The organism is Nocardia sp. CDC160, from assembly GCF_035818795.1.
Classification (GTDB): domain Bacteria; phylum Actinomycetota; class Actinomycetes; order Mycobacteriales; family Mycobacteriaceae; genus Nocardia.
In genome coordinates this window covers 841,685-868,424 of the sequence record NZ_JAYKYT010000002.1, presented here as the reverse complement: position 1 = coordinate 868,424, position 26,740 = coordinate 841,685, and the positions used below count along the sequence as shown (strand labels likewise).

General features: G+C 67.0%; 28 protein-coding genes. 17 read left to right on the top strand and 11 right to left on the bottom strand.

Annotated elements, in window-relative coordinates; all coding sequences use genetic code 11:
• The first annotated feature begins 13 nt into the window (after positions 1 to 13).
• Positions 14 to 454, top strand: a complete 441-nt coding sequence (locus VMT40_RS11500; protein WP_326358582.1) for a MarR family winged helix-turn-helix transcriptional regulator — start codon at positions 14 to 16, stop codon at positions 452 to 454.
• A 15-nt stretch (positions 455 to 469) separates the two neighbouring features.
• Here the strand turns inward: VMT40_RS11500 and VMT40_RS11495 are convergent, their stop codons facing one another.
• Positions 470 to 934, bottom strand: coding sequence for a MarR family winged helix-turn-helix transcriptional regulator (locus VMT40_RS11495; RefSeq protein WP_326357960.1), 465 nt, complete (start codon positions 932 to 934; stop codon positions 470 to 472).
• Positions 935 to 1,002: 68 nt separating this feature from the next.
• On the opposite strand from VMT40_RS11495, the gene VMT40_RS11490 reads away from it, so the two are divergent.
• On the top strand, positions 1,003 to 1,437 hold the full coding sequence (locus VMT40_RS11490) for a MarR family winged helix-turn-helix transcriptional regulator (protein ID WP_326357959.1): 435 nt from the start codon (positions 1,003 to 1,005) through the stop codon (positions 1,435 to 1,437).
• Between the two features lie 21 nt (positions 1,438 to 1,458).
• Here the strand turns inward: VMT40_RS11490 and VMT40_RS11485 are convergent, their stop codons facing one another.
• Complete coding sequence (locus VMT40_RS11485; RefSeq protein WP_326357958.1) at positions 1,459 to 2,757, bottom strand: outer membrane protein assembly factor BamB family protein; 1,299 nt, start codon at positions 2,755 to 2,757, stop codon at positions 1,459 to 1,461.
• Positions 2,758 to 2,944: 187 nt separating this feature from the next.
• Between VMT40_RS11485 and VMT40_RS11480 the strand changes: the two genes are divergently transcribed.
• Together VMT40_RS11480 and VMT40_RS11475 are read left to right on the top strand one after the other, a co-directional pair.
• A complete protein-coding gene (locus VMT40_RS11480) occupies positions 2,945 to 3,682 on the top strand; it encodes an acyltransferase (protein ID WP_326358581.1) in 738 nt (245 codons plus the stop codon).
• Between the two features lie 32 nt (positions 3,683 to 3,714).
• A complete protein-coding gene (locus VMT40_RS11475; RefSeq protein WP_326357957.1) occupies positions 3,715 to 4,257 on the top strand; it encodes a DUF1697 domain-containing protein in 543 nt (180 codons plus the stop codon).
• Position 4,258: 1 nt separating this feature from the next.
• Here VMT40_RS11475 and VMT40_RS11470 read toward each other — a convergent pair whose 3' ends face one another.
• Genes VMT40_RS11470 through VMT40_RS11460 form a run of 3 tightly spaced genes read right to left on the bottom strand, consistent with a single transcriptional unit; the run spans position 4,259 to position 7,525 of the window.
• The gene (locus tag VMT40_RS11470) at positions 4,259 to 4,873 is read right to left on the bottom strand and encodes a hypothetical protein (protein ID WP_326357956.1); all 615 of its coding nucleotides are present in this window, start codon (positions 4,871 to 4,873) and stop codon (positions 4,259 to 4,261) included.
• A 32-nt stretch (positions 4,874 to 4,905) separates the two neighbouring features.
• A complete protein-coding gene (locus VMT40_RS11465; protein ID WP_326357955.1) occupies positions 4,906 to 7,203 on the bottom strand; it encodes a TPR repeat region-containing protein in 2,298 nt (765 codons plus the stop codon).
• 4 nt (positions 7,204 to 7,207) lie between these two features.
• Positions 7,208 to 7,525, bottom strand: a complete 318-nt coding sequence (locus tag VMT40_RS11460) for a type VII secretion target (RefSeq protein ID WP_326357954.1) — start codon at positions 7,523 to 7,525, stop codon at positions 7,208 to 7,210.
• Between the two features lie 106 nt (positions 7,526 to 7,631).
• Here VMT40_RS11460 and VMT40_RS11455 point away from each other — a divergent pair, with 106 nt between their 5' ends.
• The gene (locus VMT40_RS11455) at positions 7,632 to 8,066 is read left to right on the top strand and encodes a cupin domain-containing protein (protein ID WP_326357953.1); all 435 of its coding nucleotides are present in this window, start codon (positions 7,632 to 7,634) and stop codon (positions 8,064 to 8,066) included.
• A gap of 3 nt (positions 8,067 to 8,069) precedes the next feature.
• Here the strand turns inward: VMT40_RS11455 and VMT40_RS11450 are convergent, their stop codons facing one another.
• The 4 genes from VMT40_RS11450 to VMT40_RS11435 all read right to left on the bottom strand — a co-directional run bounded on the left by VMT40_RS11450 (position 8,070) and on the right by VMT40_RS11435 (position 12,871).
• Positions 8,070 to 9,224, bottom strand: coding sequence for a serine hydrolase domain-containing protein (locus VMT40_RS11450; protein WP_326357952.1), 1,155 nt, complete (start codon positions 9,222 to 9,224; stop codon positions 8,070 to 8,072).
• A gap of 76 nt (positions 9,225 to 9,300) precedes the next feature.
• A complete protein-coding gene (locus VMT40_RS11445; protein ID WP_326357951.1) occupies positions 9,301 to 10,563 on the bottom strand; it encodes a glycosyltransferase family 4 protein in 1,263 nt (420 codons plus the stop codon).
• Positions 10,560 to 12,092: a glycoside hydrolase family 57 protein gene (locus tag VMT40_RS11440; protein ID WP_326357950.1), complete on the bottom strand. Its 1,533-nt coding sequence runs from the start codon at positions 12,090 to 12,092 to the stop codon at positions 10,560 to 10,562. The genes VMT40_RS11445 and VMT40_RS11440 overlap by 4 nt, the downstream gene beginning before the upstream one ends.
• Positions 12,089 to 12,871, bottom strand: coding sequence for a class I SAM-dependent methyltransferase (locus tag VMT40_RS11435; protein ID WP_326357949.1), 783 nt, complete (start codon positions 12,869 to 12,871; stop codon positions 12,089 to 12,091). Before VMT40_RS11435 ends, VMT40_RS11440 begins: the two co-directional genes overlap by 4 nt.
• Before the next feature lie 191 nt (positions 12,872 to 13,062).
• On the opposite strand from VMT40_RS11435, the gene VMT40_RS11430 reads away from it, so the two are divergent.
• The 4 genes from VMT40_RS11430 (at position 13,063) to VMT40_RS11415 (ending at position 16,476) form a co-directional block, all read left to right on the top strand.
• Positions 13,063 to 13,848: an electron transfer flavoprotein subunit beta/FixA family protein gene (locus VMT40_RS11430; RefSeq protein WP_326357948.1), complete on the top strand. Its 786-nt coding sequence runs from the start codon at positions 13,063 to 13,065 to the stop codon at positions 13,846 to 13,848.
• A 37-nt stretch (positions 13,849 to 13,885) separates the two neighbouring features.
• Complete coding sequence (locus VMT40_RS11425) at positions 13,886 to 14,845, top strand: electron transfer flavoprotein subunit alpha/FixB family protein (RefSeq protein ID WP_326357947.1); 960 nt, start codon at positions 13,886 to 13,888, stop codon at positions 14,843 to 14,845.
• A gap of 106 nt (positions 14,846 to 14,951) precedes the next feature.
• Positions 14,952 to 15,473, top strand: a complete 522-nt coding sequence (locus tag VMT40_RS11420; protein WP_326357946.1) for a hypothetical protein — start codon at positions 14,952 to 14,954, stop codon at positions 15,471 to 15,473.
• Between the two features lie 61 nt (positions 15,474 to 15,534).
• Complete coding sequence (locus VMT40_RS11415; protein WP_326357945.1) at positions 15,535 to 16,476, top strand: aminoglycoside phosphotransferase family protein; 942 nt, start codon at positions 15,535 to 15,537, stop codon at positions 16,474 to 16,476.
• 31 nt (positions 16,477 to 16,507) lie between these two features.
• Here VMT40_RS11415 and VMT40_RS11410 read toward each other — a convergent pair whose 3' ends face one another.
• Positions 16,508 to 17,368 (bottom strand): LysR family transcriptional regulator, encoded by an 861-nt coding sequence (locus VMT40_RS11410; protein ID WP_442789975.1) that lies wholly within the window; start codon positions 17,366 to 17,368, stop codon positions 16,508 to 16,510.
• A 113-nt stretch (positions 17,369 to 17,481) separates the two neighbouring features.
• Between VMT40_RS11410 and VMT40_RS11405 the strand changes: the two genes are divergently transcribed.
• From VMT40_RS11405 to VMT40_RS11370, 8 genes are all read left to right on the top strand, one after another.
• The gene (locus VMT40_RS11405; protein WP_326357943.1) at positions 17,482 to 18,777 is read left to right on the top strand and encodes an NAD(P)/FAD-dependent oxidoreductase; all 1,296 of its coding nucleotides are present in this window, start codon (positions 17,482 to 17,484) and stop codon (positions 18,775 to 18,777) included.
• Positions 18,778 to 18,855: 78 nt separating this feature from the next.
• Positions 18,856 to 19,473, top strand: coding sequence for a PadR family transcriptional regulator (locus tag VMT40_RS11400; protein ID WP_326357942.1), 618 nt, complete (start codon positions 18,856 to 18,858; stop codon positions 19,471 to 19,473).
• Between the two features lie 56 nt (positions 19,474 to 19,529).
• Complete coding sequence (locus VMT40_RS11395) at positions 19,530 to 20,552, top strand: ABC transporter ATP-binding protein (RefSeq protein ID WP_326357941.1); 1,023 nt, start codon at positions 19,530 to 19,532, stop codon at positions 20,550 to 20,552.
• Positions 20,549 to 21,310: an ABC transporter permease gene (locus tag VMT40_RS11390; protein WP_326357940.1), complete on the top strand. Its 762-nt coding sequence runs from the start codon at positions 20,549 to 20,551 to the stop codon at positions 21,308 to 21,310. The genes VMT40_RS11395 and VMT40_RS11390 overlap by 4 nt, the downstream gene beginning before the upstream one ends.
• 59 nt (positions 21,311 to 21,369) lie before the next feature.
• The gene (locus VMT40_RS11385; protein WP_326357939.1) at positions 21,370 to 22,059 is read left to right on the top strand and encodes an SDR family NAD(P)-dependent oxidoreductase; all 690 of its coding nucleotides are present in this window, start codon (positions 21,370 to 21,372) and stop codon (positions 22,057 to 22,059) included.
• A gap of 157 nt (positions 22,060 to 22,216) precedes the next feature.
• The gene (locus VMT40_RS11380; RefSeq protein WP_326357938.1) at positions 22,217 to 23,335 is read left to right on the top strand and encodes an S-adenosylmethionine:tRNA ribosyltransferase-isomerase; all 1,119 of its coding nucleotides are present in this window, start codon (positions 22,217 to 22,219) and stop codon (positions 23,333 to 23,335) included.
• Positions 23,336 to 23,647: 312 nt separating this feature from the next.
• Positions 23,648 to 24,496, top strand: a complete 849-nt coding sequence (locus VMT40_RS11375) for a GNAT family N-acetyltransferase (protein WP_326357937.1) — start codon at positions 23,648 to 23,650, stop codon at positions 24,494 to 24,496.
• 6 nt (positions 24,497 to 24,502) lie between these two features.
• Complete coding sequence (locus tag VMT40_RS11370) at positions 24,503 to 25,465, top strand: lysophospholipid acyltransferase family protein (protein ID WP_326357936.1); 963 nt, start codon at positions 24,503 to 24,505, stop codon at positions 25,463 to 25,465.
• Here VMT40_RS11370 and VMT40_RS11365 read toward each other — a convergent pair.
• A complete protein-coding gene (locus tag VMT40_RS11365; RefSeq protein ID WP_326357935.1) occupies positions 25,445 to 26,617 on the bottom strand; it encodes an AI-2E family transporter in 1,173 nt (390 codons plus the stop codon). The genes VMT40_RS11370 and VMT40_RS11365 overlap by 21 nt on opposite strands.
• Positions 26,618 to 26,740 lie beyond the last annotated feature (123 nt).

Here is a 26,740-nt window from a genome sequence, read left to right as displayed (position 1 = left end):
TCGAGTGACGTCGATGCCGGTCGAAGAGCGCCTGGGAACCTTCATCAAGCGCGCCGAACAAGCCCTCATGGGCGCGAAGAACGCCGCGCTCAAGCCCGCGGGCGTCACGATTCCCCAGTACGCGGCCCTCTACGTCCTCGGCGAGAATCCCGGCATCTCCGCCGCCGAGCTGGCCCGCCGCTGCGGGGTCACCGCGCCGACCATGAACACCGTCCTCGGCAACCTCCGCGACCGCGGGTTGATCGAGCGCACCCCGCACGCCTGGCACCGCAATGTCCTCGAAACTCGCCTCACCGATGCGGGCCGAAAAGTCATGCACGAGGCGGACTCTCGCGCGGTCCCGGTGGAACGCGCCCTGGCCGCCGAATTCACCGAGGCCGAAATGGCGTCCCTGATGGACATGCTCACCCGCGCGGCGAACGTTCTCGATTCCGTGCGCCCAGACCACGCCTGACGCACGGTCCGAGGTTCAGTCGCGGGCCGTGGTGGCCTCGAAGTCGGCGACGAATTTGGTGAGTAGGCGGGCGAATTCGGTCCGATCGCGGTCCGTCCAGCTCGCCGTGGCCTCCGCGAAGACGGCCTGACGATTGGTGTGCGCGCGGCCGAGCGCGGTGCGGGCGGCGGCGGTCAGGTGCAGGTGAATCCGTCGCGCGTCCTCCTGGTCGGCGCGTCGTTCCAGCAGTCCCTCGGCGACCGCCCGCGCCACCAGACGACTCGCGCGCGGCTGATCCACCCCGAGCGCGGTGGCGATATCGCTGACCGTGGTCTCGCCATCGCGTGCCTCGACCGCGTCCAGCACGCCGAACACCGTCGGATCGACGGCCGGTCCGCCCGCGCGGGCCGCGAACTTGTTGAGCGCCCGGCGGGTTTGGCTGCGTCGGATGGCCACCATGGCGCGCTCGATGGCGACGATCGCGGGGTCGTTGTCCTTCACCCTTGTCATCTTACAATTACTTGCTAAAGTACATGTATATGTAATGTGACAATTGATTGGAAACGCTCATGACCGACACCCCGAAGCCAATGGGCTACTGGTTCAAACACATCGACAAGACCCTGGAGGACAACTTCACCGCCCTGCTCGCCATCGAGGGCCTGCGCCGACGCCACTGGCAGATCACCCACACCCTCTCCGGCGGCCCGCTCGACGCCACCGCTCTCGATGGGGCGCTGTCCCCATTCGTGAACGCCCAAGACCCCACGGCCGCACCGTATGTCGACGTACTCATCGCCCGCGGCTGGGTCGACGTAGACGACGCCGGAACCTACACCCTGACTCCCGAGGGTGTGGCCGCGCACGCGAAACTGTTCGAGCGCATCCAGATTCAACGCAGGGCCGCCACCGAGGGCCTCACCGACGACGACTACCGCACCCTCATGGACCTGCTGCGGCGGGTCTCGGCGAACGTCGATGCCTTCGCGGAGACCTTGCGCTGATCCTCCCGTCGGAAACGGTTGCTACGTCTCGGGTTTGAAGACGAACAGCTCGCCGATGCGGGTGGTGACGACGACCTCGCCTTTGTCGCCCACCGCCGTGCCGACGGTCGTACCCTCCGCGCCGGGCAGGTCGTTGGACTGCACCGTCGCGCCCGAATGCGTGTCGAAGGTGACCAGGGTCAGCTTGTCCCCGATCGGTGCGACCGTGTAACCGGTGCCGCCCGCGGTCTGCACCGGCCGCCCGCGCAGTTCCAGATCCTTGCGCTCCCAGGCGATTTCGGCGCTGTCACCCTTGTCGCGCAGGGCCACCAGATGGCCCTCGTCGCCCGCGGGGATGAGCAGCCCGTCGGCGACGGAAATGCCGCCGCGAGCCGGAAAACCAAGATCCTGAACCCATTTGGTCTTGCCGGTGGCGGCGTCGACGGCGATCAGCCGATTCGTATTGTCGCCCACGTACACCGTGGACCCGTCCGCCGACAGTGCCGGGCTGGTGGCGCTGCCCCCGGTGAGCATCTGCGCGTCCCAGTCGACGTGCACGTCCTTGCCGTTGTAGGTCAGCGCGACGAGCGCGGCCTGGCCCTCGCCCGGCTTCCACAAGGTCGCGTAGAAGCGTCCCGACTTCTGATCCACCGCGGACACATTCGCGACCGGGCACTGCGGCCCGCCGACCGCGCAGTCCTCCAGACCTTGCCCGTCCGGCGGCCGATTCAGCGACGGATTGGCGAGGAAATCGGGCTCGCCGAGCAGCTGGAAGGTCGGGACCTGGCGATCGCCGGTCTGCCGCGACAGCACATCGATCTGTCCGGACTGCGTCACCGACAAGACATTTCCGTCGCCGGTGAACTGCACCGACACCGGTGTCCCGGCGGCGGGCGTGCGGAAGCGCGGCTGCCCGAGATTGTTGAAGGAGTACACCGCGCCGTCGTCGCCGATATAGACATTGCCGCTGCCGTCCACCGCGGAGCCGCCGTAGATGGCGCTGGGGCCCATGGTGTTGCAGAAGCGTTTGCGCCCGGTCGGCATCTGGAACGAGACACTGTTGCAGCCCGGAATGCGGGTGGTGACGAAGAGCTGCCCGTCGCCGCCGACCATGACCGGCTGCGCGACCGGACCGCCCACCGGCCGAGACCAATTCAGCGCCAGCTTGCGCGACCCGGTCACCGGACTGGACCCGCTGTTGTGGGCGTCCCGGAAGGCCAGCGGCCAGCCCTTGCCCGGCCCGACGCCGATATCGTCGACGCTCGTGCTGCCGTACGAACACGCGGTCAGGGTGAATAGTCCGGCGGCCGCGGTAGCCAGCACCTGGGCGCCCGTGCGCACGCGTCGTTCCCGTCCGGTCTGCCGCCTGCCGTTTCGCACCTGCTGGTGTCCCTTCTGCCAGTACGGAAGTCTGTAGATTTACCCCGGGCCGCTACAGCCGGAGCACAGCCTACTTTCAAGGCTTGCGACGGGGACGGATACCCTCGTTGAAACGACCGGTGAACACAGGGAGTAGTTCGTGACGAGCATGTGGGGCGCACCGCTGCGCTCGCGTTGGCGGGGTTCGCGCCGCCGGGATCCGGAGCAGGCCCGGTTCCTCACGCCCGCATCGCTGAAGTGGGTCATCGCCAATCGCGCGTACACGCCCTGGTATCTGGTGCGCTACTACCGGCTCGCCAAGTTCAGGCTGGCCAATCCGCACGTGGTGTTGCGCGGCATGGTCTTCCTGGGCCGCAATGTGGAGATTCACGCGACCCCCGAGTTGGGCCGTCTCGAGATCGGCCGCTGGGTGCACATCGGCGACGGCAATGCCATTCGCTGCCACGAGGGTTCGCTGCGCATCGGCGACAAGGTGGTGTTCGGCAAGGACAATGTCGTCAACACCTACCTCGATATCGAGATCGGCGAATCCACCCTGGTTGCCGATTGGTGCTACATCTGCGACTTCGACCACGTCACCGACGACATCAATATGCCCATCAAGGACCAGGGCATCGTGAAATCCCCGGTCCGCATCGGCCCCGACACCTGGATCGCGGCCAAGGTGACCGTCCTGCGCTCCACCCGTGTGGGTCGCGGCTGCGTCCTCGGCGCCCACGCCGTGGTGAAGGGCGACATCCCCGATTACTCCATCGCCGTCGGTGCGCCCGCCAGGGTCGTCAAGAACCGCAAGGACGCCTGGGACTCCGCCGCCGAGCAGCGCGCCGCCCATCTCGCGGCCCTCGCCGACATCGAACGCAAGAAGAACGGCGTAGCCGCTTCCTGATTTCGTCACCCCGCGCAGGTAGCTTCTAGCCCATGCACAGCTATGCCGCCTTCCTGCGCGGGATCATGCCCTCCAACCCCAATATGCGCAGCGAGAAACTCCGCGGGGTCTTCGAGGGCTTGGGCTTCGAAAACGTGAGCACCCTGCTCTCCAGCGGCAACGTCGTCTTCCAGACCAAGGACACCAACGTCCCCGCCCTGGAAGCCAAGATCCAAAAAGCCCTCAACACCGAACTGGGCATCCCCGGCGGCACCCTCATCCGCACCCACACCCAACTACAAAACCTGGTCGCCTCCGACCCTTTCGCAGGCCTAACCCACTGCCGCGAAACCTATTTGACGGTCACCTTCGTCCGCGAAACCCCCAAGACCCTCCCAACCTTCCCCGCCGACGACACCAACACGGTCAAAATCGTCCGGTTCGACCCCGAAGCCGCCGCCCTCTTGTCGATCATCGACAACACCAACCCCAGCACCACCAACTTCATGCAGGTGGTCGAAAAGACCCTCGGCAAAGACATCACCACCCGCACCTACCTCACCGTCCAAAAAGCCCTCAAAAAGATGGACGCCTAACCTATTTCGCCGCAGGCCACCCGGGAACCGGTGCGATCGCCGCGTCCGGCGGGGCGATGTCGGCCGGTTTCAGCTTTCCGCAGGTTTCCCAGTCCTCATTAGAATCCTCGTCAACGCGGCTGATGCGCCAATCGCCGAAAACATCTGCCCGGGGACGCTTCTCGGGACCCGCTTGGTCGGTCGGCGGAGAAGTGCCGCGCTGCGTGTAGCTCAGATGCGTCGGAAATCCATGAAAACCTTCCGAGCCCATCCAAAGGCACACCGCCGCTTGCGCTGTGGAGCCGTACGGATGCTCGATCCGGAGGATATTCATGTACACGTTCCTGTACTGCGGGTTTTGTGGCGTGTCGTCCTGCGATATCCAGACTCCATTGTTCACGCGGTCGAATCCGGGATATCCGTCCGCGCTATTTCCCGAAAGGACAATGGATTGCATCGATTCCATGAACGCCCGTACGAAGGTCGCGTCCGACGTAGTCAACTCCGCCGACGGGTTCGTCCAGTGGAACGACAGGTCGAGTGCCGGTCGCGGAGCCGGATCGCTCGTCTGTGTTGTCCGCTCGCTCGTACTCCCACCACAACCGACCATCGACAGGCACAGCGCACACAGCCCCACCCAACGCACCGTCGCTACGACTTCCGCCCTAGTCATCGCACCGGCCCGCTCGATCCCTCGGGCTTCGCGCCGGCCGTGATGATGTTGTTGTCACTGAGCCCGTCCTTGAATCCATCCTCATATCTTCCGATGTCATTTCCCGAAGCTTTGTCCACGGCACGGTAGAGATCGTTGAACTGGTTCTTTTTGTCTACAGCCGCGTTCCAGTCTTGCAGGAGGTTTGGCGCGGGTGACCCATCTGCCCCCGGCGGCTGGTCGAACGTGGGCACGATGTCCTGATGGTTCTGCGCATACCCGGACAACAGGCTGAATTGCCTTCGCAGGGTATCGGGATTGGTCAGTTTTTCGGCACTCGCCTGCAATTGTTGAGTCATCTTGTCGGGAGGCAGTGGGTGCTGCGGATCCCCGGGTACCGAGAGCCCTTCGAGCTTGAACCAAGCATTCGCTGACGATGCCAACGGTCCAGCCACGGTTCCCACACCAGGCAAGGCGCCGAACCAACCCGAAGCCGCATCGGACAGCGCCGTGTGCTGGTTGTAGCGCTGCGTGTAGTCCCACTGGTTTTCGGTATTCAACAACTGTAATTGATTCTGGAATCCCTCCTTCATCGCAACGCTCAGCTGACCGGCTCGGAAGCCGAGTGAGCTGCCCTGATCGGGGTGTAGTCCAGCTTGGTAGGCGAGATAGTCCTGCCATTGGGACCCAGCCGAATTGATGATCTTCGAGGCCGTCGGATCCGAGTCCAGAACGGTGAAAAGCTTGGACAGATCGCTGACGGATTCGAACGAGTGCGCCGAATGATTGACAAGCATGTTGTCCGGTGCCGCCACAAAGTTCCCCAGGTACGGTCGCATCGCTTCCGAAAGGGATTGGGTAAGCCCAGGGTTCACCTTTCCCAGCGATGCGCCGTCATGGCCGGGCAGATTGGATGCCAGGTGGTCTTCGTTCCTGACGAGCATCTGCGCCAGCGCGTCGGCGGTGTGGCCTGCTCGCTCGGCGATCCAGGGGTGCTGGGGATCGGGTACGGCTTCGGGGCCGCCGATCCATTTGAAGAGGTTCTCCGCGCCGTGTTCGTCTTTGCTCCAGCCGTGGCTCAACACTGACATGACGTGTTCGTCGGCGTTGTAGGTGCCGCCGTGGGTGACGGTTGCGTTCATGCCGTGGCCGGTGATGAAGTCGGAGACGGCGGCGTGGTCGGGTCCGGCTGCGCCCAGCATTTTGTCGGCTACGCCGCCGACGCCATCCATCCAGTGGTTCTCGTCGGTGTAGCGGTCGGCGATCTTGGTGATCTCCGAGGCTTGTTTGAGCATGCCGCGGTCGAGATCCGTGCCGAGGCGCAGGCTCGGGTCGCCTCGGTTGACGATGTTCGTCACCGAGGTGAAGCCGTTCTTGTCGACCCACGGTCCGCCCAGGGAGTTGTGTAGAGGGTTTTCGGTGAGCAGTTCCCTGACGTGGGAGGGCAGTTGTTGCATGCCGCCCTGATTTCCGCCCGGGGCGTTGATGCCGGGGTTGGAAACGATCTGCATGGCATCGGCCATGGCGGCGTGGACCTGGTTGGCCTTGTCGGCGGGTAGTCGGGAGCCGATGTTCTCGATTTGGTCGAGGTACATCCCGTCCTGGCCGCGCATCAGACCGCGGACGTAGTCGAACTGTTCGCGGGGCACGTCGATCGGCTCGCCGCGCTGCAGCTTCTCCTTCTGCTCGGGGGAGAGGTTGGTCGCGAACTTCAGGCGGGCGATTTGTTCGTCGGTCGCGGTGCCGTCCTCGAAGGCCTGTAGGTCCTTCTTGGCGGTCTGCTCTGACAGATCCGAGAACGCGGGCGGGATGGTCAGGGTGCTCGTCGTGGGAGCGAGCTTGCTGATCTCGGCGACCGCGGCGGTGATCACCGGTCCGAGCCGGTCGTCCTCCTCGCCGAGGTGTTTGGCCATGGCCTGCAAGGTGATCGTGCTGTTGGTGGCCTCGTCGTCGTTCTTCTTGTCCGCGGCGTGGACGGTCCAATCCTCGTCCACGCGGAATTCGCCACCGCCCTCCAGCGCGCGCACTCGGTTCTGCAGATCGGTGACGGTCGGCTGGAGCGCGAAGACGTCACGACAGGCCTCGGCCAAGTGGAAGTAGGCGGTCGCCACGGCCCGGATCTGTTGCTTCTCGCGATCGGCCCGGCCGGTGGCGGCGCGATTGGCCGCGCCCGACCATCGCAGGTCGTGGATGGTCCGGTGCATGGTGTCGGCCCGGTCGTCGATGGCCGAGGTGATCTTGTCGGCGTCGGCGGCGACATCGGCGAAGGCCTGCAGATTCCACAGCAGGACTTGGCTTTTGCTCGGCGTCCCCATTCGACTACACCGCCGTGTTGTTCAGATCGCCGATGGCATCCAGCTTCTTGGCCAGATCCACATCGGTGCCGTGGAATTGCTCGGCGGTCGCGTAGAGCAGTCCGCCAATGCCGTCGAAGCGGGATTTCAGGACGGTCTTGGCCTGGGAACTGGCCGGGTCCGCGGCTTCCAGGGCCTTGGCGACGGCCGAGCCCGGCATGGCCGAGACGCCGCGGCTCGCGCCCAAATGGGGGACGGTGCCCGCGTCGCCTATGTCGTTGGCCAGCCCCTTCAGCGTGCTCGCCGCGTTCTTCAGGGTGCTCGGCTGGACTTCGAACGTCACCACGCCCCCTTTGCTGGTAGTTAGCTCGATTCTGCATTGAAGCATGGTCGGGGGCGGAGGTGATCGACGCCCTGCGGATCCGCACGTCGCGCGTTACCGTGAGCCGATGACTCTCGGTTCTCGAGCTGTGCTGGCAGGTCTGGCGTCGGTCGCGCTGATGGGGTCGATGGGGGCGACCGCGCACGCGACGCCGTCGGACGGGGTCAGTGCGGTGATCCTGTCGCAGACCACCATTGGCGGTACCCAATACATCCTGCGCGAAATCACCGTCGCCCCAGGCGGTTCCACGGGATGGCACTACCACGACGGCACGCTGTACGCGTATGTACGGCAGGGGCAGATCAGCCATTACGACTCCGACTGCGCCATCGACCAAGCGGGTGGGCCGGGCACGGCATTCGTGGAGCGGGCCGGGTCGGGAAACATCCATATCGAGCGGAATTTGGGGACGGAACCGCAGATTCTCGATGTGCTGTACGTCCTGCCCGCCGGTAGCCCGCTCTCCGAGGATGCCCCGAACCCGGGTTGCCCCTTCAACTGACGGTCACAGCGCGGCGTAGACGGCCTCGAGGAGCCGGTGGGCGCGGCGGTCACCGGAGAGCCAGTCGCGCCGCAGGTTGGGGATGAAGGCGAAGGCCAGGCGATGGTGGGGGTCGGCCAGGCCGATCGAGCCGCCCGCGCCCGGGTGGCCGAAGGTGGTGGGGTGGGCGGCCGCGGGGACGATCATGTTCTCCGAAGCCAGCGCATAGCCGAGTCCGTAGGCGGAGGTGGAACCCAGAACCGCGTCGATGCCCCGGACCCGTTCGCGGATCGCGTCGGCGAGGACCGCCCGGGGCAGCAGGTCACCAGCGAGCAGATCGCGATAGTGGCAGGCCAGGGCGCGGGCCGTGGTGACCAGGCCGGTGGCGGGCCAGCCGCCGGTGAGCACCTCCGGATTGTTGTACGCGGCAGGGGGATTGGCGGTCGCGCGCATGATGAGCGACTCGGGATCGCGGAAGGCGTGAGCCATGCGACGCACCGATTCGAGGGAGATGGGGTCGGGGTCGCCGGTCCACTCCTGCTCGTCGGAAGCGGGAAAAGTCAGGCGGGCAACCTTTTTCAGCAGTGTGGCGGGGACACCGATGTGGAGGTCGGGTCCCAGATGCCGTCGCACGTAGCCGCCGACCGTGGAATTGCTTTGGCGGCGGATGAATTCGGCAAGGAGCCAGCCATAGGTGAGGGCGTGGTAACCGTGGCGGGTGCCTGGCTCCCACAGTGGCGGCTGCGCGGCGAGCAGCCCGGCGACGAGTCCCGGTTCGGCGGCCTCCGCCGCGGAGACGGGCCGATCGAGGACCGGCAGTCCGGCGCTGTGGGTCAGGAAATCGGCCAGCGTCGTCGAATCCTTGTCGGCACGTGCGTATTCGGGCCACCAGTCCGCAACCGGTTTCTCCACCGAGATGCCGTGTTCGGTGGCCACCCGTAGCGCGGCGGTGGCGGTGACGGCCTTGGTGGAGGAGAAGCTCACGCACAAGGTGTCCCGCTCCCACGCCCGGCCGGTCTTCGCATCGGCGATGCCGCCCCAAAGGTCCAGCACCGCACGCCCGTTCAGGTAGACGGCGACGCCCGCGCCGAGATTCTGTCCGTCGGCGATGCTCGCCTCGAAGATCTCGCGCACGGACCGGAAGGCCGGGTCGGCATGGCCGTGAACCAGGGGCACCATCCCTGAATTAGAACACGTTCTAATTCAGGGCAAAAGGGTGTCCCCGGCGAATCCTGACGGATCCGGTGTGTAGTGCTCAGTATGGCTGGTTCGGATCCCGTTCCGGCAGTGGGCGTTCCGAGATGACCGGACGGCCCAGCGGAGTCCGGACGCGACGCTTGGCCGCCTGGTAGACCAGGGCGGTTTCCTGCGCCACCACATCCCACGCGAAATCGGCGGTCAACCGTTCGCGGGCGGACCAGGCGCGATCCTGGGCGGCGGCCGGATCGTCGAGCACCGAAATCACCGCGTCCACAACACCGTTCACATCGGCCGGTTCGAAGGATGCGCCGGTGACGCCGTCGGTGACGAGATCGCCGAGCCCACCGGCCGTGGAGGTGATGAGCGGGGTGCCCGCGGCGGCGGCCTCGAGGGCCACGATGCCGAAGGGCTCGTAGCGGCTGGGCAGCACGATGGCGTCGGCACTGTGCAGCCAACCCAGCAGATCCGTGTGGTCGAGCTTGCCGACGAAATTGACCGCCCGCGCCACCCGATGCGCGCGGGCACGCTCACGCAGCCAATCGAATTGGGTGCCCACACCGGCAATGGTCAGCGTGGTCCCCGGGTGCGACTTCCGGATGCGCGGCAGGGCCGCGATCGCGTCCTGGATGCCCTTCTCGTATTCGAGACGGCCGACATACAGCAGCCGCGGCGGCCCCGACCGCGGGGCGCGCTCACGGAAGGTCCACGCGCCCACGTCGATGCCATTGCGGATCACCGTCATCGGCACCCGCTCGGCCCCGTAGAGCCGGTGCACCTCGTCCTTCATGGACTCCGAACACGTGATGAGCGCGTCGGATTCGTGCGCCAACCACCACTCGACCGAATGCACCTGTCGATTCACCCGGCCCGAGACCCAGCCGCTGTGTCGTCCCGCCTCGGTGGCGTGAATGGTGGAAACCAAAGGCACGTCGTAATACTCGGCCAGGGTGATGGCCGGGTGGGCGACCAGCCAGTCGTGGGCGTGCACCACCTCGGGCGTCCAGCCCTCCCCGATGCCCGGCTTGTGCAACGCGATTCCGGCCCGCACCATGGCGTGCCCCATGGCCAGCGTCCAGGCCAGCATGTCCTCACCGAAGTCGAAGGCGGGCGGATCCTCGGCGACCGCCACCACCAGCACCCCCTCCTCGATGAACGAGTGGGTCGGGTGGGTGGTGGCGTCGGTGCCCATCGGGCGGCGCGCCAGCACGACCACTTCGTGCCCGGCCGCGGCCAGCTCGACGGCCAGGTGATGGACGTGGCGGCCCAGCCCACCGACTACGACGGGTGGGTACTCCCACGACACCATCAAGATCTTCATGCGGGTCCTTCTGAAGCGGGGCCGAGCCTGCGCGCGTCGAGCGCGGGGAAGAGTCCGTCGGCCGCGTACCATCCTGCCGCCAACTGCCCCGCTTTGGCGAGTTGCCCGGCGGCCACCGCCGCGGCGATCTCCCGCACGGCGTGCGCGTGTTGATGGGCGCGGTCGCGCGCGTATCCGGCGGCGGAATCCTTCGACACCATGAACGCCCAGTCGCTGGAGACGGCGAGGATCGCCTCGCGGAGCAGCTGATCGGCGACGGTGTCGCGCAACCCGGTCGCGTCCACGCGCATCTTGTCGAGGGTGTCGAGCGCGAGCCGCACCACCTCGGCATTGAGCTCGACCAGATCCGCGACCTGATCCCCGGCCCACACCCGCCAGTCCTTGCCCGAACCCCAGGAGGAGTCGGCCAATTCGACGCGTTCGCCCACGTAGCCGCGGGCCCGCGCATCGGCCAGCGTGCCGACGGTGACCCCCGCCTCGGGCAGCGCGCGCAGCACCTGTTCGAGCCACTGCGGACCCTCGTGCCACCAGTGCCCGAACAATTCGGTGTCGAACGCGGCCACCACCAGCGCCGGACGACCGAGTCGCGCGGACTCCGAGATCAACCGCTCGCGCACGGTCGCCACGAAATCCGCAACATCCTTCTCGATGGCCGCCGCCGCTAGGTCGGGGTCGTAAGGGGCCTTGTCGGGACCGGCGACCGTCTTGCCCGTGACCCGCGCGGGCTTGAGCCCGGTGGCGTGGTCATAGTGATGGAAATCACGGTAGTAGGGCTGCCCCGGGTAGCCGGATTTCGGCGACCACACCCGGTAGCTGACCGTCAGATCCCGGCCGAAGGCAACCACATCCGAATCCCACACGGGTCGCCCGAGCGTCGTGTCGCCGCGCAACGCGGGACCATCGACCATGAAGTGCGTGATGCCGACCTTGCTATAGGTCTTCTCCATCCCCGGCGTGAATCCGCATTCGGGGGCCCAGATACCGGCGGGCGTGTGGCCCCACCGTGCCTGCGCGTCGGCCAACCCCTCGACCAGTTCGAACTCCCGCAGCCGCGCGTCCAGCAGCGGCTGGAACGGATGCGACAGCGGCCCACCGAGCAGTTCGATGGCCTCGGCGTCGATGAGTTCCCGCCACACCGGCGAGGCCCCGTGCCGCCACCGCGTCTCGAAATCGTCCAAAGCCGCACTGGCGAGCCGATGTTCGTGCACGCCGAGGGCGGTATTGCCCGCCATGGACGCCTCGTCCGCGCGCAACCGCCAGTTGCCCAGCCAGTGATGCATGCCCTTCAGGCAGTGCGGATCATCCAGCTGCGCCGCCAGCACCGGCGTGATGCCCAGGCTCAGCAGATGCGAACGCCCTTCGGCCGCAAGGGTTCTCAACACCTTCGCGACAGGCAGATACGACGCCGCCCAGGACTGGTAGAGCCATTCCTCACCGACCGGCCACCGCCCGTGATGCGCCAGCCACGGCAGGTGCGAGTGCAGCACCAGCGTGAACTGGCCCGGCACCGGAGAAACGTTGTCGCTCACGGCTTCACCGCGATGGCGACCAGATCCAGGCTGGCATCGATATCGCGTTCGGAATCGGCCAGCAGTTCGAAATCGTCGATGCGCACGGCGGCCACATCCGTGGCGAGATCACTGGGCCACGGCTCACCCGCGAGCGCCCGCTCGATCTGCGCGTCGATGATCGACCCGCCCCACTTCTGGTCCAGCGCCACGAGTTCGGGCCCGTGGAAGATGCCCGCCATCAATTCCACGCCGAAACCGGCCTCGACGAGAAGCTCGGTCATCTCCGCGGCATTCAGCTCACGCGTATGGAAAGGGTTGAGCGGCGTATCGCGCCCCGGGGAGAAGGTGATCCGGTTCGGCGTGCTGATCAACAGCTTCCCGCCGGGCCGCAGCACCCGCAGGCACTCGCGCAGGAACTGCGCCTGATCCCAAAGGTGCTCGATCACTTGGAAGTTCACCACGATGTCGACCGACGCGTCATCGAGTGGCAATTCGGCCAGATTGCCCTGGATCATCTCCACCCGCGGGTACTTCGCGCGCACGTGCGCGACCGCGCTGTCGTCGTAGTCCAGCCCGATGACCTGCGCCGCGACGTCCGCGATCATGTTGGCCCCGTAGCCTTCTCCGCTACCCGCCTCCAACACGACCTTGCCCGCGCACTGCTCGAGCATCCGCACGTACGCGATCTCGTGCCGCCGGAACCAGTAGTTCTCCTCGGCGATGCCGGGCACCGTCCGCTCACCGGTCAAAGGCAGGGGATCGGTGGGGTTTTCAACAGGACTCACGGCCTCGCTCATTGCTCCGACGTTAGCGGTTGCGCATATCACACCCGCGACCGGATGGACCGATGCGGAAACTCACACTCTAAGTTACCCACGAGTAACTTAACGTAGGGTAATCTCCCGAACGAGCTACTTGTGGACGTACGTGACGAACTCGTGCGACCGCCACACCCAGTGCCACCAGAACAGGAGGTCGACGAAGACCAATGCCGAACATCGTCGTACTGATCAAGCAGGTTCCCGACACCTGGTCCGAGCGCAAGCTGACCAGCGGTGACTACACCCTCGACCGCGAGGCCGCCGACGCCATCCTCGATGAGATCAACGAGCGCGCCGTCGAGGAGGCGCTGTTGATCAAGGAGGCGCAGGGCGGCGAGGTCACCGTCTTGGCGGCGGGCCCCGACCGGGCCACCGAGGCCATCCGCAAGGCCCTGTCCATGGGCGCGGACAAGGCGATCCACATCAACGACCCGGCCATCCACGGCTCGGACGCCGTGCAGACCGCCTACATCCTGGCCGCGGCTCTCGGCCAGATCGAGGGCATCGAACTGGTCATCGCGGGCAACGAGGCCACCGACGGTCGCGCCGGTGCGGTTCCGGCCATCATCGCCGAATACCTGGGCCTGCCGCAGCTGACCCACCTGCGCAAGCTGACCGTCGACGGTGAGCGCATTGCCGGTGAGCGCGAGACCGACGAGGGCGTGTTCAAGCTCGAGGCCACCCTCCCGGCCATCGTCTCGGTGACCGAGAAGATCAACGAGCCGCGCTTCCCCTCCTTCAAGGGCATCATGGCCGCCAAGAAGAAGGAAGTTCAGACCTTCACCCTGGCCGATCTGGGCGTGGACCCGGAGACCGTGGGCGTTGCGAACGCTGGCACCCAGGTGACCGGCGTGACTCCGAAGCCCGCGCGCACCGCTGGCGAGAAGATCGTGGACGAGGGCGAGGGCGGCAACCAGATCGCCTCCTACCTGGTCGCTCAGAAGATCATCTAAGACCCTCGGGCCCAACGACTTTCAGGAGATAGAAAAAATGGCAGAAGTTTTGGTGCTCGTCGAGCACGCTGAGGGTGCGCCCAAGAAGGTCACCACCGAACTGCTCACCGCCGCCCGCGCGCTGGGCACCCCGGCCGCCGTCGTGGTCGGTGCCCCCGGCACCGCCGACAAGCTGGGTGACGCGCTGGCCGCGGCCGGTGCCGAGAAGATCTACGTCGCCGAGGGTGACGCCGCCGAGGGCTTCCTGGTGACCCCCAAGGTCGACGTTCTCGCCGGTCTGTCCGAGTCCGCCGCCCCGGCCGCGATCCTGGTCGCCGCCACCGCGGAGGGCAAGGAGGTGTCGGGTCGCCTGGCCGCCCGCATCGGTTCCGGTCTGCTCATCGACGCCATCGCCGTGAACGGTGACGGCTCGGTGCAGCACTCCATCTTCGGTGGCGCGTTCACCGTAGACGCCAAGGCCACCGGCGATGTCCCGGTCATCTCGGTGCGTCCGGGTGCGATCGAGGCCGCGCCGCAGGCCGCCGCCGGTGAGAAGGTCGCCGTCGAGCTGCCCGCGCAGGAAGAGGGCGTCACCAAGGTCGTCTCGCGTGAGCCGATCGTTGGCGGCGACCGTCCCGAGCTGACCGAGGCCGCGATCGTGGTCTCCGGTGGCCGCGGTGTCGGTTCGGCCGACAACTTCGGCAAGGTCGTCGAGCCGCTGGCCGACGCCCTCGGTGCCGCCGTCGGTGCTTCCCGTGCCGCCGTCGACTCCGGCTACTACCCGGGTCAGTTCCAGGTCGGCCAGACCGGTAAGACGGTCTCCCCGCAGCTGTACATCGCCCTCGGCATCTCCGGCGCGATCCAGCACCGCGCGGGCATGCAGACCTCGAAGACCATCGTGGCCGTCAACAAGGACGAAGAGGCCCCGATCTTCGAGATCAGCGACTACGGCATCGTCGGCGACCTGTTCAATGTCGCCCCGCAGCTGACCGAGGCCGTGAAGGCTCACAAGGGCTGAGGTCCCGCCCTTGCGGTGACTCACAATTGACGATCCCCCGACCATACCGGTCGGGGGATCGTCGTATTTCTTGCCGGGAACAGCGCGTTCGGGCACGCTATTGGCCGTGCGTGGGCGATTCGATCCTCGGCGTGGGCGGGTCGAGCCGGTCGCCAGTGAGAAGACGGACGAGACGGGCCAGATCACGGTGAGTGAGTTGGTCTCCGCCTTGCATTTCGATCTGGCGGAATGGTTGGGGACCGCCGCGCTGCCGAAGGTGTTCGACCGGATCTCCGGTGCGCTGGACGAGCAGTTCACCTCGGTGGTGACGACCGGGCAGGCGGTGGATCGGGAGACCTTCCTGGCCGGAATCTGGTCGGCGCGAAATGCGCTGGCGGGCGTGGAGATCGAGGTCTCCGAGATCCAGGAGATCGCCCGCAGCGGACAGCTGATCGTGGTCCGGTTCGTGGCGGAGAACCGCATCGGCGAGTCGAAGACCGGTAAGCGCACGGTCACGGCCGTGCTGGTGACCGACGGTCGGACCTACCTGTGGCGCACTGTCCATGAGACACCGGTGCCCGAACCTGCCCAGCCCGCTGCCTCGGAAACGCCGACGCCCGCGGCAGCCGCCGACGACGTGATCGCCTGACACGAATCGCTTCCGCCTGAAATTGTTTGCCCGCGCGCGGCGGATTGGGCAGGCTGGGCTGATGTCGATCTCATTGCCGCCGGAGGTGGCCGAGACCATTGCGACGAGTTTCGGGGAGCGCGGGCCGCGGTGGCTGGACGCGTTGCCGGGGCTGGTGGAGAAGCTGTGCGGGGCTTGGGAGTTGGAGGTCGTCGGGGACAGCTTCGGGGGTGGCACGCATTCGTGGGTCGCGCCGGTACGACGGGCCGACGGGTCGGTGGCGGTACTGAAGGTGCCGGTCGTCGACGAGGAGAACCGCGGGGAGCCGACCGGGCTGTACTGCTATGACGGCGATGGCGCGGTCCGGCTGTTCGAATTCGATTCGGGCAGTGGGGCGATGCTGTTGGAGTGGGCGCGGCCCGGCACGGAACTGCTGTACCAGCCCGGCTTTCCGAGCCTGGAGGGGCGGCCGGAGAACATCGCGAAGGTCGAGCAGGCGTGCCGGTTGTATCGGCGGCTGCGGCGAGAACCGATCGCGGTGCCACACGGGTTTCCCGAATTGCCCAGGGCCACGAGCATGGTGGCCGAGTGGGAGCAGCTGTTCCTTACCCCGAAACCCGAGGTCGCCGAGGTGATTTCGACGCGACTGCTGGATCGTGCCGCTCAACGATGCGCCGAGCTGTCGGTGCCGGACGGGCCCCTGCTGGTCGTCAACCGCGACACCCACCTGGGCAATATCGTTGCCGCCGAACGAGAGCCGTGGCTGCTCATCGATCCGAAGGCCTATCTCGGCGAGGCCGCGTTCGATGCCGGATTCCTGATCATGATTCAGATGCAGAGCGATCCGACACCCGAGCACGCGCACGCGGCCGTCGAGCGCGCCGCCGCCGCCCTGGAGGTCTCGCCCGACCGCGCCCGCGCCTGGGCGTTCATGCGGTCGATGGAGGAAATCGTCTGGGCCCTCGAGGACGAGGAGCCCGAGGACCTGCGCCTGCACCTCGCGGTCGCGACGGCACTGGCCTGAGCCCACGAAACCTCCTGTGGGCGAGGCTCCGTCAGGAGGAACGCAGGGCGGCCAGCAGGGTGGTGACGATCGGGGAGGTGCGGCCCTCGCTGCGGGTCACCGCGGAGACCGGGATGCGCAGGGGGTGGCCGGTGAGGCGGAGGGTGGCGATGCCCTCGATCTGGCTGTCGGCGTAGAGGATGGTCCACGCGTCGGGACGGTTGATGAGTTCCATCGTGGCGGTGTGATCGGGCGGGATGGGCGGGCCGAACACCGGTCCGGTGGGCAGGTCGGAGAACGCGGCGCGCACGACATTGTGGAGCAGAACCTGTTCCGACTCCGGCGGCAGCAGCAGGGGATAGGCCCCCAATTCGGCGAGGGTGACATCGCCGCCGCGCTGCACGAGCGGGTGCATGGTCGAGGTGGCGATGACCGGATCCTCGACCCAGAGCTGCTCGACCGTCAGCCCCGGCTGATCCACACTGCCCCGGATGAGAGCAAGATCACAGTCGCCGTCGGCCACGGCCTGAATGCGCTGACGGAAGGGCTTGATGACGAATTCGATCTCCGCGCCGGGATGCGCCTCGCGTGCTCCGGCAATGGCGGAGAGCGATCTTGTTGCGAAACTCATATTGGCTGCCAGGCGAATTCGCGGGCCGGAGGCCCGTACAGCTGCGCGAATGGCCGATTCCAGGCTCAGCATTTGCTTCGCAAGAGGAAGTAGCCGGGTGGTCGCGTCGGTGGGGACGACCGATCGTGTCGAGCGTTCGAAGAGGTGCACGCCAAGATCCCGCTCCAGCCTGGCGATCTGGTGGCTGATGGCCGACTGCGAGATGAAACAGCGGCTCGCGGCCCGGCTGAAGCTCAGCTCCTCGCAGACCGCCACGAAGTAGGCCAGTTGGCGCAGCTCCACGGCACCTCTCCAATTCATGATCAATGTAGATAAGAGTCATCTTGATTATGCGCCCTGACCCCTGGAACAACCGCGTTCCGAATCACGGTTAGTCATGACAGAAGGGAGCAGTCATGTACAACCTGGAGGCGGAGATCGAAACCGCCGATGTCGTCATCGTCGGATCGGGCTTCGGCGGGCTGGCCGCCGCGAAGCAGCTGAACAAGTCGGGAGTTCGCTACGTCCTCATCTCGGGTACCCCCGAGCATCTTTTCCAGCCGTTGCTCTACCAGGTAGCGACGGGTGTGCTGGCCTCCGACGAGATCGCTCCTCCGATTCGGAACATCCTCCGCAAGCACAAGAATGGCGAGGCGCGTCTGGGCAAGGTGACCGCGATCGACGCTCCCAACGCGATCCTCACCTACGAAACCCCCGAGGGCCCGCGCAAGATTCGGTACGGCAAGCTCATCGCCGCGACCGGTGCCAGCCAGTCCTACTTCGGCCGTGACGATTTCGCGGACAAGACGTTCTCGCTCAAGACCATCGACGATGCCCGTCGCCTGCGCGCGCAGATCGAGCGCGTCTTCGAGCAGGCCAAGACCGCCGACCCGGAGACCCGCCGCCGCCTGCTCAGCTTCGTGGTGGTCGGCGCGGGCGCGACCGGCGTCGAGGTCGCGGGCCAGTTGAAGGAACTCGCGAAAAGGTACTTCCACCTGGAGGATACGGTCACTCTCGTCGAGGGCGCGGGTGTCGTGCTGCCGCCCTTCGGCGGGCGGTTGTCGGAGTATTCGAAGCAGTCGCTCGAGAAGAGCGGCGTCGAGGTGCTGGTCGACACCTTCGTGACCGATATCGAGCCGGGCAAGGTCACCGTCAAGAGCAAGGACGGCGTGGAGCGCGGCATTGCCGCCGAGACCGTGGTGTGGTCGGCGGGTGTGGCCGCCGGTGAGTTCGCCAAAGTCCTGGCCGAGGCCACCGGCTGCGAGACCGACCGCGCCGGACGACTATTGATCAACCCGGACTGCACGGTCGGCGGGCACGCCGACATCTTCGCCATCGGCGACATGACCTTCCTCAACGGCTACCCGGGCCAGTCGCCGGTGGCCATGCAGGAGGGCCGCCACGTGGCCGACATCATTCGCGGCAAGAAGCCCGCCGCCACCCCGTTCGTCTACTGGGACAAGGGCTCGATGGCCGTCATCAGCCGCTTCGCCGCCGTCACCAAGATCAACGACAAGGTGAAGTTCACCGGCTTCCTGGCCTGGGTCACCTGGCTAGCCGTCCACCTCTTCTACCTCGTCGGCTTCCGCAACCGCTTCGCGGCGGTCGCCTCCTGGCTGATCGCCTTCATCGGCAGCGGCCGCCCCGGCTTCAACGAGGTCGAAAAGACCCCGGCGGCAAGGCCTTTGGAGCAATCGCGCCGAGCGGCCTGAGCGTCGTCGCGACTCGGATGGGCTCCCCACGGACCGTGGGGAGCCCATCGTCGTTTGCGGGGGAGTTAACCTGCGACTATGGCTTTCCCGACAACTCGATTGCTGGTGCTGGCGGTGGTGCGGCTGCTGCAGCCCGTGCACGGCTATGACGTCCGCCGCGAATTGCTGTCCTGGAACGCGGAGAGCTGGGCGAATGTGAAGCCCGGTTCGATCTACAGCGCGTTGAACACGCTGGAGCGGGACGGGCTCATCTCGGTCGAGGGTGTGGGGCAGGAGGGGGCGCGGCCGGAGCGTCGGACGTATCGGCTGATGCCCGAGGGGGAGAAGGAATTCGGAGCGATGCTGCGGGAGTCGCTGTTCGAGGCCGACATGGTCAAGCATCCGTACTTCGCGGCGGTGGCGCTGTTCCCGCACGCCGCCAAGACGGAGGTGGTCGCGGCGCTGCAGGGCCGGATCCTCGAGTTCGAGGCGGATCTGGTGCGTCTCGATCACGAGGTGGAGCGGATTCTGGCGGGCAGCGGGGATCCGCGGGAGGCGACGCCGCATCACGTGGCGTTTTCGATTCGGTTGGCGGCGGGGCATGTTCGGGCCGATCTGGAGTGGTCGCGGCAGACCTTGAAGGCGATCGAGGACGGCGAGCTGGACGTGTGGTCGGGGACCATGGGCGGCGCGCCGTTGCCGCCACCGGTCGGCTAATCAAGATGAAATAATCAAGCTTGACTATTTGGGTGGTCGTTTCTACCGTTGGACGGGTGGAAACGACATCACCCGTTCGTGGTGAACCCACCGATCCGGTGATCCGGGTCCGTGGGTTGGCCCGGACATTCAAGACCAAAACCGGTGACGTGCAAGCCGTTACCGGGATCGACTTCGACGTGCGTTATGGGGAGATCATCGGGCTGCTCGGGCCCAATGGGGCGGGGAAGACCACCACGCTGCGGATGATCTCGACCCTGCTCTCGCCCACGGCTGGGGAAGCGACCGTGGTCGGGGCGGATTTGCGGGCCGAGGCGCGGACCGTGCGGTCGCGCATCGGCTATGTGCCGCAGGGCGGATCTACCAATGAACTCGAGCTGGTCGAGGATGAATTGGTATTGCAGGCAAGGCTTTTCGGGCTGTCCAAGGCCGAGGCCAAGCGCAATGCCGCCGAACTGGCCAAGGCTCTCGAGTTCGACGGGCTGGAGCGGCGCAAGTGCTCACAGCTCTCCGGTGGACAGCGGCGGCGCGTGGACATCGCGCTCGGGCTGGTGCATCGGCCGACTCTCATCTATCTCGACGAACCCACCACGGGCCTGGATCCGCAGAGTCGCGCCAACCTGTGGGACCACATCCGGAGGCTGCGCGACGAGGGCACGACCATCGTGCTCACCACCCACTACCTGGAGGAAGCCGACGCGCTGTGCGACCGCATCCTGGTGATGGATCACGGCACGATCGTCGCCGAGGGGACACCCGATGAGCTCAAGCGGCGCATCTCCGGTGATGTGATCAGCCTCGAAATCGATTCCACGAGTGCCGATCTCGCCATGGATATCGCGTCCGAGGTGCTCGAGCTGCGCTCCAAGTTGCGCACCGAGGGGCACGAGAACGGCCATGCCGGAAAGAGTCTCGTGCATTTGACCGTGGAACACGGTGACGCCGCTGTGGTTCCGCTGCTGCACGCCCTCGGCGACAAGGGCATCACCCCCGGCTCGCTCACCGTCAAGCGGCCCAGCCTCGACGACGTATTCCTCACGCTCACCGGGCGTTCGCTCCGGGAAGGAGACCGGTCATGACATTCCTCCGCGATACCGGACTGATCTACTGGTCCCAGTTGCGGGCCAATCTGCGCAATCCGGTGTGGGTGATCATCGGGCTGATGCAGCCGATCATCTACCTGGTGCTGTTCGGGCCGCTGGTGAAGGGCATCGCGCCCTCGCTGGGCCCCGGCGCGGATCCGTGGAAGATCCTCACCCCGGCACTGGTCATTCAGACCGGACTCTTCGGCGCGCTGTTCGTCGGCTTCGGCATCGTGGCCGAGTGGCGGTCCGGAGTAGTGGAGCGGCAACGGGTTACGCCCGCCCCACGCGGCGCACTGCTGCTCGGCCGGGTCCTCAAGGACATGACCGTGCTGACCGTGCAGGCGCTCGTGCTGGTCGGGGTGGCGACCGTGGCGTTCGGGCTGCGGCCGGATCCGCTCGGACTCGTGTTGTCGCTGCTGCTGATCGCGGTCATGGGCGGCGGGCTCGCGGCGGCGTCCTACGCGCTGGGCCTGTGGGCGCGCTCGGAGGACACCCTGGCCTCGCTGCTGAACTCGGTCTCGGTGCCGATCATGCTGCTGTCGGGCATTCTGCTGCCGCTCACGGTCGGTCCCAAGTGGTTGCAGAACATCGGCAAGGTGAATCCGTTCTCGCACACCGTGGATGCGGCCCGCGCGCTGTTCCGCGGCGACTTCGGGGCGCACGAGGTCTACATCGGCACGATCGTGACGCTGGCGGTCTCGGTGGTGCTGGTCGTCGTCGCCGCGCGCAGCTTCGCCCGGGAGAACGCCTGACCTTCGCTCCGGGAGAAATTCATTGACCTCGAGTGAAGTTCAGGTTTCACGATGGCGGTATGCCTGAAAACAGCAAACGAGCCCTGATCACCGGGGCGTCGGCGGGCTTCGGCCGAGCGGTCGCGCTCGCGCTCGCCGAGCGAGATTGGGAATTGATCATTGTCGCGCGGGGCGCGGATCGACTGGAGACAGTGCGATCCGCGACCCGCGCGATTGCCATTGCGGGGGATGTCGCCGATCCGGCCGTCCGGGAGCGAATCGCGGCGGCGGTCGGCGACGGTGGATTGGATCTGGTACTCAACAATGCCAGCGCCCTCGGCCCGAGCCCGCTGCCCGCGCTGGAGCACTATCCGCTCGACGAGCTGGCCACCGTCTTCGACGCCAATGTGATTGCGCCGCTGGCGATCCTGCAACTCACCTTGCCCGCGCTGCGCGCCGCGGACGGGATCGCCGTGAATGTCAGCTCCGATGCCGCGATCGGCGGATACGAGGGCTGGGGCGGCTACGGAGCCTCGAAGGCGGCCCTGGATCAACTCACCAATGTCCTCGTCGCCGAGAACCCGGCCCTGCATATCTACAGCTTCGACCCCGGCGACATGCGCACCGACATGCACCAGGCCGCCTTCCCCGGCGAGGACATCTCCGACCGCCCCGAGCCCGAAACCGTCGTCCCGGCCCTGCTCCACCTCCTCGAAACCCGCCCGCCCAGCGGCAGATACATCGCCTCGGAAGTACAGGTGGCGATATGACGTCCGGCATGGAGGAGCTCGCGTTCATGCTCGCGGACCCGCTGTCCGTGATCGTGCCGCCGCGAGCCGCCCCGACCGCCTCGAAACCCTCGCCCCGGCCCCGCATCGCGTGCTCGCGTCGAGCTGTCGATGCCTCATCCGAAAGCACGGTGACCCCTTGACCACCGGTCTCGACACACACACGTTCGTGCTGCCCGACGAGCTGTCCGCCACCCGTCCCGCCGAGGCGCGAGGTCTCGCGCGCGACCAGGTGCGCATGATGGTGAGCGACGCCGGGGTCCTCACCCACGCGCGCTTCCGCGAGCTGCCGAGGTTCCTGCGCGCCGGAGACCTTGTGGTGGTGAACAATTCGGCCATGCTCACGGCGGCGGTGGATGCCCGCTACGCCGACGAGGCTGCGGTGGTGCACTTCTCCACCTGGCTGGACGACGGCCGCTGGGTCGTCGAGCTACGCGACCCGGCGGGCACCCCCTGGCGCGGCCACGCCGTGAAACCCGGTGCCCGCCTGATTCTTCCGTCCAACCACATCGCCATTCTGAACGAACCCTGGCTGTCCGGCACCGATCGGCTCTGGATCGCGGACATCGTGGCCGGTCACCGTCCCGCACGGGACAGGCCGACGATCGGTGGTGAGTCGGCGGTCGCCGCTGGCGCGAAGGCAGATCGCGCAGACGTCGATGTGCGGGAGTTGCTGGCGCGGCATGGGCGGCCGATCACGTACTCCTATCTGTCCGAACGCTGGTCGGCCTCCTACTATCGGACCGTCTTCGGACTCGAGCCCGGTAGCGCCGAGATGCCCAGTGCGGGACGGCCGTTCACCGAGGCGTTGGTGACGGAGTTGGTGGCGGGCGGGGTTGGGCTCGCGCCGATCACCCTGCATACCGGGGTGTCGTCGCCCGAGGCCGGGGAGCCGCCGAGTCCGGAGCGGTTCGCGGTGCCGGAGATGACGGCGCGGTTGGTCAATGCCACGCATGCGGCGGGCGGACGGGTCGTCGCGGTGGGGACGACGGTGACTCGGGCGCTCGAATCTGCCGTTGACGCAGCGGGTTCGGTGCGGGCGGCGGGTGGTTGGACGGATCTGGTGCTCGACGGTTCGCGTCCGGCGCGGGCGGTGGACGGGTTGATTACCGGATGGCACGCGCCCGGGGCGTCGCATCTGCATCTGCTCGAATCCGTGGCGGGGGCGCGGGTGGTGCGGGAGGCGTATCGGGCGGCGCTCGAGTCCGGGTATCTGTGGCACGAATTCGGCGATACGGCGCTGCTCTTCCGGGATTGACGCACCGGCTCTTCCCGATTGACGCACCGGCGTGGCGGGCGCACCGGCCCGCCGGTGCAAGGTTCGAAATGGTGGCGTACGCTTGCCTCTTCCGCTCGTTGCGGGGCGCTCGCCATGAGTGTCGACCCGGTCGTTCGACCGGATTCCTACCCGCCGGTACCCCCTGGGGATACGAGCGTTTGTCCTGGTAGAGAACTTTTAGAAGCCGTCGCGTGAACTCCGGGTGCGGTCTGCGTCGCGTTCACCGGACTGGCATGAACAGGTAATCCGGCGGTTGCGCCAGCGCAGTCTGGGACTGGCTTGATCAAGCCTATGACCACCATGGCAGCGTCGAATTCCAGCCTGCTACCAGCCGCGTCGAAGCCCGCCCCGGAGGCCCCCCGCACCACCGGGCGCTCCCAGTACTCCCTGGTCGTCTCCTCCGATGCCGAGCATCGCGAGGCCGCGCAGCGCCTGCGCTACCAGGTGTTCGCCAATGAGCCGGGATTCACCATCCCCGACAATGGCACCGGCCTGGACGCCGACCGGTTCGACGAGCACTGCGACCACCTGCTGGTGCGCGACGAGCTCACCGAGCAGTTCGTCGGCTGCTACCGCATGCTGCCCCCGAACAAGGTGGCGGCGGCGGGCGGCTACTACACCGCCACCGAATTCGATTTGGATGCACTGGATCCCGTCGGCAACCGGATCGTCGAGATGGGCCGTGCCTGCGTGGTGCCCGACCACCGCAACGGCTCGGTGCTGACGCTCATGTGGGCCGGGATCCTGCACTACATCCAGCTCACCGGATACGACTGGGTGATGGGCTGCGTCTCGGTCCCGATGCAACTCACCCCCGAGGATCAGCCCGGTGTGAACGTGCGCGGCGTGCGCGATCTACTGCTGCGCAAGCACGCGCTGGACGCGGAACGCCATGTGCGCCCGTACAACCCGGTGATCGTGGACGGCCGCACCCTCGACGAGCTGGAACCCCCGGCCCGCCCCAAGCTGCCCCCGCTGCTCAACGGCTACCTGCGCCTGGGCGCGGAGATCTGCGGCGAGCCCGCCCACGATCCGGCGTTCGCGGTGGCCGACTTCGTCTGCCTGCTCGGCCTCGAGACCATCAACACCCGTTACCTGGAGCGCCTGCAGGGCGCCGCCAATAGCCTGGACGCCCGGTGATGCCCCATGATGCCCGCCCTGCTCTCCCCTGAAGCCGGTGCGCTGTCCTGCCCGCCCGCCGAGGCGAGCGCGCACGCCTGGATGCCGCACAGTCCTTGCGGCGCTTCGTGTGTCGACGCTCCCGCCGAGGCGGGAACGCTGCGGGTCGCGGTTCGGCTGGCCGGTGTCGCCGGGGTCCTGCTGAGCTTCCCGCTCGCCCACCTGGCCACCCCGCGCCGCCGACGCGCCGGGCTGCAGCGCCGTTATGCGCGAGCCTTGTTGGCCTGCTGTGGAATTCGGGTGCGTGTGCTCGACAACCGCGGTGCCGACAAGCGGGTCGAGGGCGGCCTGCTGGTGGTGGCACGCCACGTCGGCTGGACCGACATCGTCGCGCTGACCGCCGTCGAGCCCATGGGTTTCGTGGCCCGCGCCGATCTCATCGACTGGCCGATGCTCGGCGAGGTCGCCCGCAAGGCCCGTGTCATCCCGATCGAACGCGAACGGCTGCGGGCACTTCCGGAGGTCATCGCGACCATGGTGGCCCGGGTGCGCGCGGGCGAGCGCATCGCCTTCTACCCCGAGGGCACCACCTGGTGCGGTCGCGCCCACGGCACCCTGCGCCCGGCCCTGTTCCAGGCGGCCATCGACGCCCAGGCCCCCGTGCAGCCACTGCGCCTGCGCTACCTGGACCGGCACGGCGAATTGTCCACGGTCCCGGGCTTCGTCGGCACCGACTCCCTGGCCGATTCGATCCGCCGGGTCCTGCGTTCCAAGGGTGTCGTCGCCGAAATCGCTTTGCAGCCACTGGAATACCCGACCACCGACCGCTTCGACCTGGCCCGCCGCTGCGAGCGAGCGCTCGAGGGCGACATCGTCTCCCGCGCCTTCACCGACGTGATCCACGGCAGCGAGAACGTCGAGGCGGTCGGCACGGGCGCGGTGCGCCACGTCGAGGTGACCGCGACGCCGTCATCCGGCGCGGTGCTCTGACTGGTCCAGACGCGGAAAGAGCATCTCCTGCACGAGCAGCAGCACCGCCGCGGCGAACGGTATGGCCAGCAGCGCGCCCAACACACCGAGCAGAGAGCCGCCGATGAGGACGGCGACGACGGTCACCACCGCGGGCACGCGCACGGTACGGCCCATGATGCGCGGGGCGAGGAGATAGTCCTCGAGCAGTCGCAGGAAGATGAAGAAGCCGACGGTGAACAGTGCCGTGGGTAGCGAAACCGTCAGGGACACAAGCGTGATCACCACACCGGCGAGGGTCGAGCCGACCAGCGGGATCAGGTCGAGCACGGCGACCAGCACGGCCAGCACGAGCGGGAACGGCACGCCGAACGCCGCCAGCCAGATGAAGGTGAGTACGCCGGTGATCAGCGAGATCAGCAGGTTGCCCAGCACGTAGCCGCCGACCTTCGCGAAGATGGCGTCACCGATGAGGATCGCGCGGGGGCGGCGGGCATGGGGGAAGAGTCGATAGAGGTTGGCGCGCAGGCTCGGGAAGTTGGCCGAGAAGTACGCGGTGAGCACGGCGACGATGACGGTCCCGGTGATCGCGCCGAACACGACCTGCCCGGCTCCGATCAAACCGTTGCGCAGGCCCTCGGCATTGGTGTCCACGCCGTGGCGCAGCTTGTCCTCGAGATGGAAGCGATCGGCGGCGGATCGGATCACCGGGTATTTGTCCTCGAGGTGGTGCAGGCTGTCCGGGGCGTGGGAGATCAGCGCCTGCCCCTGGTCGATGAGCGGGGTGATGGCGGCCCAGAGGAATCCGGCCAGGCCCAGCAGGACGACCACGAAGACCAGGGTGACCGCGAGCGTGCGCCGCACCCGATGACGGGTCAGCCACGAGACGGCGGGCTCGATCCCGATCGCCAGGAACAGCGCCGCCGCCACCAGCAGCAGGACCTCGTGCGCGGCCAGGACCAGACGCACCGTGCCCACGGTCACCAAGACGCCTGCGGCGGCGGCCAATCCGATCATGAACGGCGACCGGCGATCGAAGCGGCGGCCGGGTGTGCCGAGCGGATGGCTGTCGCTGGCCAATTCCGCCGCGTGCTCCTCGGCCGCCGAGATCGGTTCCGGTTCGCCCTCCGGATGCGGTTGCCCTACCCACGGGCTGTGCGCGGAGTCGCTCATGATCTTGCCTTCGTCATCTCCCCGCGATACCCACCGGTGCGCCCGCTAATACCGCGGGCGGGTACGGCGGCGGACACCGCGATCCCGGGGCGCGCGCATCGGTCAGGAATCGAGAAGCGCTGG